Source organism: Paenibacillus sp. Mc5Re-14 (assembly GCF_001049835.1).
GTDB classification, from domain to species: domain Bacteria; phylum Bacillota; class Bacilli; order Paenibacillales; family Paenibacillaceae; genus Paenibacillus; species Paenibacillus polymyxa_C.
Genome location: NZ_CVPD01000001.1, coordinates 16,488 through 32,574, shown reverse-complemented (window position 1 = coordinate 32,574; position 16,087 = coordinate 16,488). Strand labels below are relative to the sequence as shown.

The 16,087-nt window shown below is 50.5% G+C and carries 3 protein-coding genes (1 of these 3 running past the window's edge); all 3 read left to right on the top strand.

Annotated elements, in window-relative coordinates; all coding sequences use genetic code 11:
* Positions 1-151 precede the first annotated feature (151 nt).
* Tightly spaced (at most 51 nt apart), the 3 genes in view from BN1546_RS00020 to BN1546_RS00010 form a layout consistent with a single transcriptional unit that may run on beyond the window.
* Entirely contained in the window at positions 152-1,981 is a 1,830-nt protein-coding gene (locus BN1546_RS00020; RefSeq protein WP_090735171.1) for an ABC transporter ATP-binding protein, read from the top strand.
* A complete protein-coding gene (locus tag BN1546_RS00015) occupies positions 1,956-3,821 on the top strand; it encodes an ABC transporter ATP-binding protein (protein ID WP_090735168.1) in 1,866 nt (621 codons plus the stop codon). Before BN1546_RS00020 ends, BN1546_RS00015 begins: the two co-directional genes overlap by 26 nt.
* Positions 3,822-3,872: 51 nt before the next feature.
* Positions 3,873-16,087: the 5' portion of a non-ribosomal peptide synthetase gene (locus BN1546_RS00010; protein ID WP_255305233.1), read on the top strand. It continues 10,312 nt past the right edge of the window; the window shows 12,215 of its 22,527 coding nt (coding positions 1-12,215); its start codon is at positions 3,873-3,875; its stop codon lies beyond the right edge, outside the window.

Sequence of the window (16,087 nt, the reverse complement as noted above, 5' to 3'; positions counted from 1 at the left end):
CCATGATGCATTTCCCAACATAGATTAAAATCCAACTTTACTGTACAGGCACTCATTCATTTCAGACACAGAGTTTACTTCAACGACGTCCATCGCCAATCTAAATAGTTCGCACTGCATAAAGTGTGGGCAATGAAAAAGAGGGATGCCCTTGTTTCAAGCAAATTCTGCTTTTCGGAGACTTACACGTTATATAAAACCGTATAACCTTTGGGTTTTTATAACCGTAATTTCTTCTTTGTGTTTGGCAGCTATTGACATTATTTTGGGTAAGGCCATAGAGCAAATGGCACAGGGCACATTCTCCTCCACCCAGAACATGATCTATCTAGTTGTTGGTATGACGGTCATTGGAATGCCTTGTAAGTTTGTGATGAGGTACGCTTCAGCACGATTTAGTGTTAGTGCACTGCGTGACTTGAGAGGCGATCTCGTACATAAGTTTTATGATTTACCTGTTTCTAGCGTGGAGAGGAAGTTCACCGGAGATCTGGTATCCCGTCTAACAAACAATACGGCGCTGTTGCAGAACTTTTTTATCCAGCAATTTGCTAATCTGTTTTATTTGCCACTTGTGTTTACAGCATCATTAACGTTGCTTTTACTGACAAGCTGGAAACTGGTTTTGGCAAGTCTTGCGCTTATGCCTGTAGGAATGATTATCACCTCACTGATGAGCAAGCCAATTGAAAAATACTCCAAGGAGCTTCAGGAGAAAATTGCTCATTTGAATGCGGTGGGGCAGGATGCAATTGGAGGACTTCCTATCGTCAAGGCATTCAATATGCAGGCTGTGCTGTTGAAGAAGTATTTGGTGATTACGGAGGAGGTCATCCGGCGTGGGCTGCGGCTGGAAAAACGCTATGCGTTCATCACCCCAGTAGGTGTGATGATGCTGGCGACACCAATTATTTTGGTCATAGTGTGCGGGGGATATCTGATTCAACAAGGTGAGCTGAATGCTGGAGGCATTGTCCTTTTTTTATATCTGATTTCGTTCATCTTGCAGCCTGTCGCCATGCTGCCGACAATCATTTCACAAATGAAGGAAGCAGAGGGAGCTGCGAAGCATTTGTTTGAGGTGCTGGATTGGCCGGATGAACGGCAAGACGGGAAAATCACTACAATAAGCCAAAATCTCAAGGAAGACGATGCAGAAAGCAAGGACGACATTACTGTAGTCAGCTTTGAGCATTTGACCTTTGGCTACAACGAAGGGAACTCGGTGCTGAAGGATATTAGCTTTCAGGTAGGACAAGGTGAAACGGTAGCGATTGTTGGGGCCAGCGGTGGCGGTAAAAGCACAATTTTCAAGCTGCTATGCGGATTTAATGAACCTGGAGAACATGCTGGAGCCGTTCAATTATTTGGCAAGAATTTGACAGATTGGAACCTATCAAGCCTACGTAGCCATATCTCGATGGTATCTCAGGAACCGTCGCTTTTTCCGGCCACCATTGCAGAAAATATCGGATATGGCCGTCTGGAGGCGACTCGGAAAGAAATTGTCGAGGCGGCGAAAGCGGCACATGCGCATGACTTTATTGTTCAGCTACCAGAGGGATATGAAACTCTGTTGAGCGAGCGGGGAGGCGGATTGTCCGGCGGACAAAAGCAGCGTATTTCTATAGCAAGAGCATTGCTGAAAAATGCTCCGCTGCTTTTACTGGACGAGCCGACTTCAGCACTTGATAGCCAGTCGGAGGCTCAGGTACAGATTGCAATGAATGCAGCCATGCAAGACCGGACGGTACTGGTCATAGCTCATCGACTGTCAACTGTACGCCAGGCGAACCGCATTATCGTACTTGATCAGGGGAGTATTGTGGAATCAGGTACACATGAGGAATTACTAGGCCGTGATGGTGTGTACCGAAAGCTGTATTTGCAAAATTTTGAAGGACAGCAAACGGAGGAAGACGGGTATTCACTGCCTGAGGAAAGGAGTGAGCGTCGTGACCTTCAAGCAGGGGTTTTATGAATTTAAGCAATTGATGTCCCTGATGAAGCCGCATCGAAAATGGTATTTTACGGGGTTGGTTGGCAACAGTCTAACCAATGCCAGCATCACAATTTTGCTTTCTTTTGTGGTGCATAATCTGCTGAATTTTGCGGTTAATGGCGATGTACAGGAGCTATATCGAGCGGTCTATCTGGTCAGCGGGACATTTTTGGCATTAAGTCTTATTTCCCCTGTGTGCAGCTATATGTATAAACGCTGTGTCAAGCTTGCGATTGCCGATGTACGAATGAAGCTATTCGGCCATGTTGTCAAGCTATCGTATGAAAAAGCCGAAAAACATCATTCGGGTAATCTTGTATCCCGCATGACGAACGATGTGCAAGCGCTGGAGCAGGCTTATACCGTTCATATTCGCTCGATTATACTGGAAACTTCGCTTTTCTTAGGCTCATTAGTCATTCTGATGGTGCTGGATTGGCGATTTGGGGCTATGGCGGTTTTACTTGGTTTGGCTTCAGCCTGGATAAATGCTCATTTCGCGAAGAAAATGCGACACACGAGCGAAGAATTACAGGGACGGATGAGCAGATTTACAGAACGATTGAGTGATTTGCTTTCCGGATTACAGACGGTGAAGTTGTTTGGGCTCAGGGCAAAGGTAGGCGGACTTTGCAACGATGCAAGCGAAGACATAAATCGCATTAGTATCCGACAGGGACGTCATATGGGCTTGCAGGATATGTGCAATTTTGTCATTGAATTTATTACATTGGGCGGTGTGCTTGTTGCCGGATTGATCCTGGTTTCGCAGAAGCAAATGGAACTTGGAGTTTTGGGACAGATTGTGCAGCTGCAAACGGGTATTTCAACGGTGTTTTTGGAACTGGGGGCGGCTGTATCCCTGTTACAAAACTCTTTGGCAGGCTTGGCGCGTATCCGCGAAATCTTGAATGAGTCGAAGGAAGAGGAACAGTTCCCTGCGGCGAAGCAGAAGGGATCAGTAACCGTGCTTTTCGATCTGGAGGTATCAGCTTCATCCGCCCGTGAACCTAAGGAATCTTATGGCGGTGTCGAGACTGTGGGTTCAGACCTCGCCATTGAACAGACTGCGGCTGCGCTGGAACTGCATAACATTACCTTTGGCTATCAGCCAGACCGTCCAACGCTGCGAGGATTGAACTTGGTCGTGCCAGAAGGGCAGGTAACCGCGATTGTCGGTCCGAGTGGGGGTGGCAAAAGCACAGTGATGAAGCTGTTACTGGGATTTTACCCACCGGATGAAGGAGTGCTGCGAGTTCGCGGCCGCTTGGCAGAAGAATTTCGGTTGGATGAGGTTAGGGAATTGATGGGCTATGTGCCACAGGAGGCTACACTGTTCCATGGTACAGTAGCGGATAATATCCGTTTTGGCTCACCGGATGCCACCGATGAGGAAGTAAAGGTTGCGGCCAAAACAGCCTATGCCAGCGGCTTCATAGCTGAGCTTCCGGAGGGTTATGACACGATTGTCGGTGAACGCGGAGCCAATTTGTCCGGCGGACAAAGACAGCGGATTGCGATTGCCCGTGCTCTGCTCAAAAATGCACCGATTTTGCTGCTGGATGAAGCGACCTCAGCCCTGGATGCAGAGTCGGAATACGAAGTTCAGCAGGGCTTAGATGAGCTGATGAAGGATCGCACCACATTAGTTATTGCCCATCGATTGTCTACGATTGAACGGGCGGATACGATCTGTGTCCTTGCCGATGGCGAGCTCAAAGAACAGGGAACTCATGACCAGCTCCTTGCTGAGGGAGGTCATTATGCGGAGCTGTACGAGCTTCAGTTCCGAAAGCATCCCGAGGAACAAACCGCATAAATATGCGAATTTTCTTTTTACCAAATATCTATTTTGCGAGGAGAGAGACGGATGACACAGCAAGATGTTCAATTGTTTTCCTTAAGCCAGCCACAGCAACGTATTTGGTACACGGAGCTTTTGTATCCTCATCGGAACACTTCAACCATTATTGCTACTGTAAAAATCAGAGGAACTGTTCGTATAGATGCATTGCGGCAAGCAATGAACCGGGTGATTGCCCAAAACGATTCTTTCCGTATCAAAATCACTGCTCAGGATGGAATCCCATATCAATATGTAGAGCCGTTTACAGCGGAAAGTATTGAAACGCTTCAAGTAACCCCGGAAGAAGCGAATGAATGGTTAAAGCGCCATAATCCACAGCCGTTCTCATTGTTGGATTCGCAGCTGTACCGATTTGTTATTTTGCAGTTAGGGGCAGAAGAAACCTGGTTTAATTTTAAAATGCATCATATTATTTCGGACGGCGTGTCCATGAATCAGGCCATTAATGAAATCACTGGACATTATATGGATATTGTGCACGGTACAGGACAGGATGCATCAACCAAAGGCAATCCTTATCTGGATTTTATTCAGGTAGAGCAAAGCTATGAGCAATCTGATCGCTATCAAAAGGACAAGACGTATTGGACGGAAAAGTTTGCTGATTTGCCAGAGACCACAGGTTTAAAATCATATAACCCGCTGACACTGAGCACATCTGCACGCCGGGAGAGTTTTATACTGGAACATGGATTGTATCGTGGTGTTACGGCTTTTTGCGAGGAACATAAAATCAGTATTTTCACGTTCTTCCTGGCCGCTCTGTATATTTATTTGCATAAAGTGACGGGTGAGCAGGACTTAACCGTAGGAACACTCTATGCCAACCGTACGTCTAAGAAAGAAAAGGATACCATCGGCATGTTCGTCAGCACCGTGGCTACGCGTCTGCTGGTCGAACCGGAATCCGAACTGCTGGCCTTCTTACAGGGTGTAGGGAAGGAGCAGGCGTCCATTTTGCGGCATCAGCGTTACCCGTACAACAAAATTATTCAAGATTTACGTGAACAGCAAAGCAGTCTGGACATCCAGCGTCTGTTTGGAGCATCCATTCAGTACCGTACATTGAGTTTCTCTCGTTTTGATGAAGCGATTCAGCAGGTGGATAACGATTTCTGCGGAGATACAGTGAATGACTTCGATATTCACATGGTTGAAATGCTGGATGACGATAGACTCGTATTATACCTGGATTATCGTACCGAGCTGTTTAGTGAGCAGGAAATAGCTCGAATTATTCGACAATTTTTGAGTGTGGCGGAGCATATGGTACAGGGCCCACACAAGCGAATACAGGAATTGTCGCTGATCAGTGAGGAAGAACGGGCGGAAATCGTCGACGTATTCAATGCTACAGCAGTGGAATATCCACACGAAGCAGGCATTCATGAGCTGTTTGAGGAACAGGCGGCACGTACACCGAATCAGACAGCAGTTGTGTCTGGCAATGCCCATTTAACTTATGGCGAATTGAATGTAAAAGCCAATCGACTGGCTCACACGCTGCGCGGGCACGGTGTAACTGCCGAGCGAACTGTAGGTATCGTTGCAGAGCGTTCCGCAGATATGATCGTTGGTATGCTTGCGATTCTCAAAGCGGGCGGCGCATATGTGCCAATTGACCCTGATTATCCGGCTGAACGTGTGCGCTACCTGTTGGAAGATTCGGGAGCGGAGTTGCTGCTGGTGCAGCATGTGGAACAGCAGCCGGAGGATTACACCGGAATCGTGCTGGATCTGAGCGATGCCGCTGTGTACGGGGCAGAGAATAACCAAGACGTGAATAACATACATGGGGAACAAAACGAAGCTAGTCATGCAGATTTTACCCATTATTTAAATCTGAAAAATGAGAATTTAAAAGAATCTTCTTCGTCTGTCGTAGACAGTACTACTGGAGCACATACATTTGGCAATCGACTAGCCTATCTTATGTACACTTCGGGTACGACCGGACAGCCTAAAGGAGTTATGGTAGAGCATCGCAATGTCGTGCGTTTGGTGAAAAATACAAACTATGCGCAACTGGGTGCTGACACGCGCATTTTGCAAACTGGTGCCGTTGTCTTTGACGCGTCCACCTTCGAAATTTGGGGTGCGTTGCTGAATGGAGGACAGCTTGTACTGGTAAGTCAGGATGTTATTTTGGACGCTCCGAAGCTCAAGGAAGCTGTCCGCAGCCATGGTATTACGACAATGTGGCTAACTGCGCCACTCTTTAACCAGCTATCCCAGCAGGATCTGGAGTTGTTCGAGGGGGTACAAGAACTGCTGGTCGGCGGTGATGTGTTATCCGTACCGCACATTAACCGGGTGCTGGAGGCTCATCCGTCCCTACGGATTATCAACGGCTATGGCCCAACGGAAAATACAACTTTTTCTACAACTCATGCAATTGCTGGCGTGCAATCGGAAGCGGTGCCGGTCGGGCGTCCGATCTACAACTCCACAGCGTATGTTGTAGACCGTTCCATGCAGCTTCAGCCTGTAGGGGCATGGGGTGAGCTAATCGTCGGCGGCGACGGGGTGGCACGTGGCTACCGGAATCGTCCTGATTTAACGGCTGAAAAGTTCATAGACAGTCCTTTCCGCAGCGGTGAGCGCTGCTACCGTACAGGCGATTTGGTGCGCTGGAATGAGGACGGAACGCTGGAATACAAAGGACGGATCGACGCACAGGTGAAAATCCGTGGCTACCGGATTGAGCTAGGCGAGGTGGAAGCGCAGTTGCTGAAGCTGGAGGCAGTGCAAGAAGCTGTTGTCATTGTACGTGAGGATGAGCAGGGACAAAAACAGCTCTGCGCATATGTGGTCACCCTTGCCGATATCACAGCAAGTGAGCTGCGAAGCGACTTGAGTCAGGAATTGCCGGGTTACATGGTGCCGTCGTATTTTGTACAGCTGGAACAATTGCCATTGACACCAAATGGCAAAGTGGATCGGCGTGCGTTGCCGCAGCCGGAGGGAAGCGTGGATTCCGGCGAGGATTATGTAGCCGCTCGTAATGAGGTAGAGCGGACATTGGTATCGGTATGGCAATCTGTACTGGGTATCGAACAGATTGGTGTTCTGGATAACTTTTTTCATTTGGGCGGCGACTCGATCAAGGCCATCCAGGTGTCTTCAAGACTGCTGCAAAATGGTTACAAGCTGGAAATGAGGGAGCTGTTCCAGTATCCAACGATTGCTGAGCTGAATGGACGGGTGCAGAGGGTGACCCGCGTGTCCGATCAAGGAGAAGTCAGAGGAAACGTGGCATTGACACCGATTCAGCATTGGTTTATTGAACAGCAGCCATCCCATCCTGAACACTATAACCAAGCTCTGATGTTGCACCGTGAGGATCGTTTGGACGAAACGGCGCTTCATCAAGCACTGCAACGCATTGTCGAGCATCATGATGCTTTGCGCATCGTATTCCGCCAGAATGCAGACGGTGGTTATGAAGCATGGAACCGTGGCGTGCAAGAAGGAGAGCTGTATAGCCTCGAAGTGATGGATTATACCACGGAGTCTGACTTTGCTCATTTGCTGGAGAACAAAGCCAGCGAAATCCAAAGCAGCATCCGTCTAGATGAAGGTCCTCTGGTGAAGCTGGGTCTGTTCCGTTGCACCGATGGAGACCATTTGCTGGTGGCGATCCACCATTTGGTGGTCGACGGCGTGTCATGGCGTATTTTGCTGGAGGATCTGGCATCCGGCTATGAGCAGGCTTTACGGGGCGAGTCTGTCCGCTTGGCGAATAAGACGGATTCCTTCCGCCTGTGGGCAGATCAACTGGCAGCTTATGCGAACAGCGCCGCGTTGGAGAAGGAACGTGCGTATTGGGAGCAGGTGGAGCGAGCTGGTGCTGCTCAAGAGGCATTGCCTAAGGATTATACTCGTAAATCTCAGGCCAAGCCACAGCTTCGTGATGATCGAACACTGACCGTAGCGTGGACGGTCGAAGAAACGGAACAATTCTTGAAACAAGCTCATCGGGCCTACAATACAGAAGCAAATGACTTGCTGCTGACAGCTCTGGGCATCGCCATTCAGGAGTGGGCAGGCATCCGTCAGGTGCTTGTAAACTTGGAGGGTCACGGACGGGAATCCATTTTGCCGGATATGGATATTACGCGCACGGTCGGTTGGTTTACCAGTCAATTCCCAGTTGTACTGGATATGGGCGAAGACCGGAATGTGGGACAGCGTGTCAAGAACGTCAAGGAAGGACTACGCCGTCTGCCGCATAAAGGGATTGGATACGGGATTTTGAGATATCTTGCTGACGGAGAAGGGAAAGCAACTTTTGTTGCCGAGCCGGAAATCAGCTTTAACTATCTTGGACAATTTGATCAGGATTTGAAAAATAATGCTTTCCGCATGTCTCCTTATTCCATCGGAGCTTCCATGAGTGACACGTTGACCAAGCGGTATGCGCTGGATATTAACGGCATGATCACGGACGGTGCACTGGAACTGACGATCAGCTACAGCAACAAAATGTTCATGAAAAAATCAATCAAAAAGCTGGCTGATTTACTTCAGGAGAGTTTACGTGAGGTATTGGCTCACTGTGTGGCCAAAGAGTTGCCGGAGCTGACCCCAAGCGACTTGTCCTTCCGAGGACTGACGACTGTAGAGCTGGATCATATTGTAGAGCAGACGGCTGCTGCGGGGGAACTGGAAAACATTTATTCGTTAACACCCATGCAAAAAGGCATTCTGTTCCACGGCTTCATGGAGCCGCAATCCGGGGCATATTTTGAGCAGGCGACATTTGATCTACAAGGCAGCTTTCAAGTGGAGACTTTTGCCGAAAGCCTCAATCAACTGGTGGATCGCCATCAAATATTCAGAACGAATTTTTATAGCGGCTGGAATGAACAGCCCTTACAGGTGGTGTATCGACACAAACATGCGGGGTTCCGTTTTGAAGATATACGCTTGATGGGACAAGAAGAGCAGGACGCATACATTGCTGATTTTGCTGAGCGCGACAAAGCCGAAGGCTTTCATTTCAGCTCAGGCGAGCTGATGCGGGTGTCTATTTTACGTACAGGCGAGGAGTCGTACCGTTTTGTATGGAGCTTCCATCATATTTTGATGGACGGCTGGTGCTTGTTCCTGGTTGTAGGGGAAGCATTTAATACGTACTTTGCTATCCTCGAAGACCGCAAGCCGGAGCTTGCCCCGGTAACACCATACAGCGAATATATTGAATGGCTGGATCGGCAGGACAAGACGGAGGCTGAACGGTTCTGGCGCGATTATTTTGCGGGCTTTGAGCAGCAGACGGTATTGCCGCAGGTCAAACAGCTGGACGGTCACGCTAAAGCATATGAAGCGGACAAGCTTTCGTTTACACTGGGCCGTGAAGTGACGGAGCGGATGAACAAGCTGGTTAAGCAGAAGCAAGTGACGGTCAACACACTTTTGCAAGCAGCGTGGGGCGTTGTGCTACAGCGGTATAACAACAGCCGGGATGTGGTATTTGGCAGTGTCGTATCTGGTAGATCAGCCGATATTCCGGGCATAGACAAAATGATTGGGTTGTTCATTAATACCGTTCCTGTACGGATTCACAGTGAGAAAGATATGACATTTGCTGGGCTGATGAAGCAGATCCAGGAGCAGGCACTGGCTTCCCGTGCCTACGAAACCTATCCGTTGTATGACATTCAGGCCCTGACCGAGCAGAAACAGGATCTAGTGAATCATATTATGGTGTTTGAAAACTACCCGGTGGAACAGCGCATGGAGCAGATGGGTAGCCGTGGAGCGAATGGCTTTACGATTGCCAATGCTTCCATGTCAGAGCAAACAAACTATGATTTCAACATTACCGTTGTGCCAGGCGACGAAATCCATGTGCATTTGGAGTACAACGCGAAGGTGTTGGAACGTGCAGCTGTAGAGCAAATCCGTGAGCATTTGCTGCATATGATTGAAGAAGCGATTCACAGACCAGATGCACTGGTAGATGAGCTTCAATTGGTGACTGCTGCGGAAAAAGCAAAAATCATCGATGGTTTTGGATCAGTAGGCGTAGCTGCGTGGACTGATGAAAAAGAATCTAATTTGTTGTTCCACGCCTATGTGGAAGAACAGGCACAGCTTGTGCCGGATCACGTGGCCGTTGTATACGAGGAACGGCAGTTTACGTACCGCGAGCTGAACGAGCGTGGAAACCAGCTTGCTCGTAGATTGCGGAATGAGGGCATTGGACGCGAGTCCATTGTCGGTATTTTGAGTGAACGCTCGGTGGACATGCTGGTCGGCGTACTGGCGGTGTGGAAAGCCGGAGGCGCATATGTACCGCTGGATGCGGATTATCCGTCCGATCGGATTCGCTTTATGCTGGAGGACAGTGGTGCGACGGTGCTGCTAACGCAAACCGGTTTGCAAGAGCGTGCACAGGGTTGGCTGGAGGCAAGTCGGCAGGCCTTGGTCGGAGGGCAGACTGAGGGTGAATTGGAAACAGCGGCTGGCGCTGAAACGATGGAAAGAGACAGCCTGAGTGAAGGCGTAAGCTTGAAATTAGATTCGAAGTCTGACAGCGAAGAAGCATCCAAACCAGCAACAGGGCTGCGTCTGCATACCGTATTGGCATTGGACGATGAGTCGCTGTACACCGGGGATGCCACGGATGTTGAACCTATCAATGAACCACACGATTTGGCATATGTGATCTATACGTCCGGTACAACCGGACGTCCGAAAGGCGTCATGATCGAACATCGCAGCTTGGTGAATACGGCTGCGGCGTATCGCCGGGATTACCGTCTGAACCAGTTCCCGGTACGACTGTTGCAACTGGCCAGCTTTTCCTTCGACGTGTTCGTCGGCGATATTGCACGGACGCTTTATAACGGCGGCACGATGGTTATCTGTCCGAAAGATGATCGCATTGATCCAAGCCGTTTGTACGGATGGATTCGTGATTATCAAATCACGGTGTTCGAATCGACACCAGCTTTGATCGTACCGTTTATGCAGCATGTGCATGAACAGGGGCTGGACATGAGCAGCATGGAACTGCTGATCACCAGCTCGGATAGCTGCAGCGTGACGGACTACCGGGTGCTGCAAGAACGGTTTGGCGCAGATATCCGCATCATGAACAGCTACGGCGTCACCGAAGCGGCGATTGACTCCAGCTTCTATGACGAAGAGCTATCGAAGCTGCCAAGCAGCGGCCATGTGCCGATTGGTCAAGCGTGGCTGAACGCACGCTTCTACATCGTGGACAGCCAGCTGAATCCGGTGCCGATCGGCGTACTGGGTGAGCTGTGCATTGGCGGTGCTGGCGTGGCACGGGGGTACCTGAACCGTGCGGACTTGACCGCCGAGAAATTCGTAGCGAACCCGTACGTACCGGGGGAACGGCTGTATCGCACAGGCGATTTGGCGCGGTGGATGCCGGACGGCAATGTGGACTTTATCGGCCGGATGGACTATCAGGTCAAAATTCGGGGCTACCGGATCGAGCTGAGCGAGATTGAAACGGCGATCCAGCGAGTACCAGGTGTGCGCCAAGCCGTAGTCATCGACCGGACGGACGAGCGTGGAAACAAATATTTGTGTGGATACATCACGGGAGAAGCCGAGCTGCGGATGGAGGAAGTACAGACCGAGCTGGAAGCCGGACTGCCAGCACACATGGTGCCTGCACGTCTGATGCGATTGGAGACCATCCCGCTGACCAGCAACGGCAAAATCGACCGCAAGGCCTTGCCGGAGCCGGAAGGCAGCATCTATACGGGAGCAGCCTATGTGGCCCCGCGTACCCAGGTGGAGCAAGTACTGGCTGCGGTATGGGCTGGGGTGCTGGGCGTGGAAGCCGTAGGCACGCAGGATAACTTCTTTGAGCTGGGTGGCGATTCGATCAAAGCACTGCAAGTATCATCCCGATTGATGCAAGCAGGCTATCGATTGAACATGAAGGATCTCTTCAGTAATCCGACGGTAGCGGCACTCAGTCCTTTGCTTCGTACAGATGGCAAGATGGCCAGTCAGGAAGAGGCAGTAGGCCCGGTGGAACTGACACCTATTCAGCGATGGTTCTTCGAGCAGCAGCCGGCTGACCTGCACCACAGCAACCAGGCCATGATGCTGTACCGAGCCGGGCGCTTTGATGTTGACGCGCTGTGCCATACGATGGACCGTATTGTCCAGCATCATGACGCACTGCGCACGGTATTCCGTGAGACGGAGCAGGGTTATGTCGCTTGGAACCGCAGCGTAGAGGAAGGCGAGCTATACACGCTGGACATTGTAGATTTTGGCGGAGTCGAAGACGAATCGACCGCTGTGGAGGCCAAGGCGAGTGAAATTCAAGCGAGCATTCATTTGAGCGAGGGTCCACTTGTGAAGCTCGGTCTGTTCCACTGCGCGGAGGGTGACCATTTATTAATCGTCATTCATCATTTGGTTGTAGACGGTGTATCGTGGCGTATTTTGCTGGAGGATTTGGCATCCGGTTATGAGCAGGCTGTTGCAGGTCAAACCGGCACAGCCATTCGACTACCGCATAAAACAGATTCATTCCAGGTATGGGCCAAACAGCTGTCAGCTTATGCCAATCAGGCGACGATGGGGCGGGAGCTTGCCTACTGGCAGCATATCGAGCAAGCAGAAGCGAGCCTCGCGAAGCCTTTGCCGAAGGATTTTGCTAATGACAAGGCACGGCTCGGAGACAGTGAGGTAGTCACGGTCCGCTGGACGAAGCCGGAAACCGAGCAGCTACTCAAACAAGCTCATCGCGCGTACAACACGGAAATGAATGACCTGCTGCTGGCTGCGCTCGGAAAAGCCGTCTATGACTGGTCTGGTTCCGAACGGGTGCTGATCAACCTGGAGGGCCATGGACGGGAAGCCATTGTGCCGGATGTGGATATTACGCGCACGGTCGGCTGGTTTACGAGCCAATTCCCGGTTGTACTGGATGGAAGTCTGGGAGAAGGGGGACATATCGCTCGCCTGATCAAAAAGATCAAGGAAGGGCTGCGCCATATTCCGCAAAAAGGCATCGGCTATGGTATTTTACGATACCTGTCAGATATGAATGCGCTGGAGAAAGCAGGCGTACAGTTACAGGCTCAGCCTGAGATCAGTTTTAACTATTTGGGCCAATTCGATCAGGATTATAAAGGCAATGATCTACAGCCTTCCGCCTATTCTATCGGTGTGCCTGTCAGCACGAACGCGACTATGGATTTTGCGCTGGATATCAATGGAGTGATCGAAGATGGCGAGTTGATGTTCACGATTCGCTACGGCACAACGCAGTTCCGTCATGAAACAATTGAACGGCTTGGAGAGCTGCTGGCATCCAGCTTGCGTGAGGTGATTCATCACTGTGTTGCCCAAGAAAGAACGGTGCTGACCCCAAGTGATGTCCTGTTAAACCATGTAACGCTGGACGAGCTGGAGCAATTGGTGGAAGATACGCGAGATCTGGGCGAGCTGGAAAATGTATATGCCTTGACGCCGATGCAAAAGGGGATGCTCTTTTACAGCTTGATGGATGAAAATTCGGCGGCTTATTTTGAGCAGGCCACCTTTGAGTTGAATGGCCGCTTCGATGTAGTTACTTTCGGTAAAAGCTTTGATTTGCTCGTGCAGCGTCATGAGGCATTGCGGACGAACTTTATCAGTTCATGGAAGGACGAGCCTGTACAGGTCGTTTTCCGCAACCGTAGCGGACAATTATATTATGAAGACCTGCGCGGACTGGAAAAAGAGGAACGAGCAGCTCGTGTTGAAGCTTTTGTCATCGAAGATAAAGCAAAAGGATTCAATCTCGCAGAGGGCGCACTCATTCGTATCTCCATCCTGCAAACCGGGGATGAAACGTATCACTTTATCTGGAGCTTCCATCACATTTTGATGGATGGCTGGTGCTTGTCCTTTATGACACAGGAGGTATTCGGTAGCTATCTGGCACTGCGTGCGGGAGGGGAGCCAGTACTGGAGCCAGTCACGCCGTTCAGCCGATTTATCGAATGGTTGGAGCGTCAGGACCGTGAGGCGGCCTTGCAATACTGGAGTGGGTATCTGGCGGACTACGAGCAGCAAATTACGCTTCCACAGCAAAAAACACAGTCGAAATCTTTACAATCCGGGGAGTATGTCGCTGAAGATCTGGAATGTAACTTCCAGCCAGAGCTGGTTGCTCAGATCGAACGGGTGGCGAAGCAAAATCAGGTCACGATCAATACGCTGATTCAGACGGTATGGGGCGTTCTGTTGCAAAAATATAACAACAGTACGGATGTCGTGTTCGGTAGCGTCGTGTCCGGTCGTCCAGGGGATATTCCAGGCGTGGAGCACATGATCGGGCTGTTCATTAATACCATTCCAGTGCGTGTGCAGTCTGAACAAGGTGAAACCTTTGTCGAGCTGATGAAACGAACCCAGCAGCAGGCGCTGGCTTCCAATGCCTACGATGCATTCCCGTTGTATGAAATTCAGGCGCTGACCGAGCAGAAACAGGATTTAATCAATCATATTATGATATTTGAAAATTATCCGGTGGGACAGCAGGTAGAACAGTTAGGTAGCGAGGGACAGGATAAATTTACGATTTCGAACGTGGTGGCTACAGAGGAAACCAACTACGATCTGAACGTAGCTGTTATGCCGGGAGAAGGCATCAAGATTCGCTTTATGTATAACGCGCTCAGCTTTGATCAAGCAGGTATTGAGCGTCTGCATGGGCATTTAGCACGCCTGCTGGAGCAAATTTCGCTCAACCCGCATGTTCGGGTTGAAGAGCTGGAATTAGTCACAGCAGCGGAAAAGCAGCAGATTACAGGAGCGTTTAATGCGACGGCTTCAGCATATCCAAGCCATCAGACGATCCAAAAGCTGTTTGAGGAGCAGGCTGAACGCACACCAGATCATGTAGCTGTCGTTTGGGAGCATCAATCCTTAACCTATCGTGAACTGAACGAGAGAGCCAACCGTCTTGCACGCACCTTGCGCACAGAAGGAGTAGAATCGGAACAGCCGGTAGGCATTCTGGCGCAGCGCTCGCTGGACATGATCGTAGGCATCTATGCGATCCTTAAGGCTGGCGGAGCTTATGTACCAATCGATCCGGAATATCCGGCCGACCGCATCCGCTTTATGCTGGAGGATTCGGGAGCGAAACTCGTGCTGACGTCATCGCACCTGGCCGAGCAAGCATCGCTGAGTTTCGACGGCCAGGTGCTGGTGTTGGAACGCAACGAAATCTACCACGAAGATAGCTCCAACTTGGAGCCGTTGTCGGGGCCACATCATGTCGCCTATGTGATCTACACCTCCGGTTCCACTGGAAAACCGAAAGGTGTAGTGGTGGAGCACCATTCCGTGCTGAACCGGATTTTGTGGATGCATGATCGCTACGGCTTGAGTGCGGAGGATACAATTCTGCAAAAAACCACCTTCACCTTCGACGTGTCGGTGTGGGAGCTGTTCTGGTGGTCGATGGTCGGCTCGAAGGTGAGTTTGCTGTCAGTCGGCGGGGAGAAGAACCCGGAAGACATCGTTGACACGATTGCCCGTGATGGCGTGACCACGATGCACTTTGTACCTGCTATGCTGCATGCGTTCCTGGAGTACGTGGAGCAACAGCCACGGGAAGTGATGCAAGCGAAGCTGGGCACGCTGCGCCATGTCTTTGCCAGTGGTGAAGCCTTACCACCGCAGCATGTGGCGAGGTTCCAACGTCTCGTGTCGAGCCTAGCCGGAGCGAAGCTGATCAACCTGTACGGCCCGACGGAAGCGACGGTGGACGTATCGTACTTCGATTGCGAGCTGGATGAAGAATATACAGTTATTCCCATCGGGAAACCGATTCAAAATATTCGTCTGTACATCGTGAAGGAAGGCAAAGAGCAATTGCAGCCGATTGGGGTTGCGGGTGAGCTGTGCATCGGCGGTGTCGGCGTAGCCCGCGGTTACCTGAACCGACCGGAGCTGACGGCTGAGAAATTCGTAGCCGATCCGTTTGCTGGTGGGGAAGCAGGCTATGAGCGGATGTACCGCACAGGCGATTTGGCGAGATGGTTGCCAGACGGGAACATCGAATATTTGGGACGGATTGACCATCAGGTAAAAATCCGGGGTTATCGAATCGAACTGGGCGAGGTGGAAACGCAACTGCTCCAGGTGGAATCGGTACGAGAAGCCGTGGTCATGGCTCGTGCGGATGAAACGGGCCAAAACCAAATGGTGGCCTACTATGT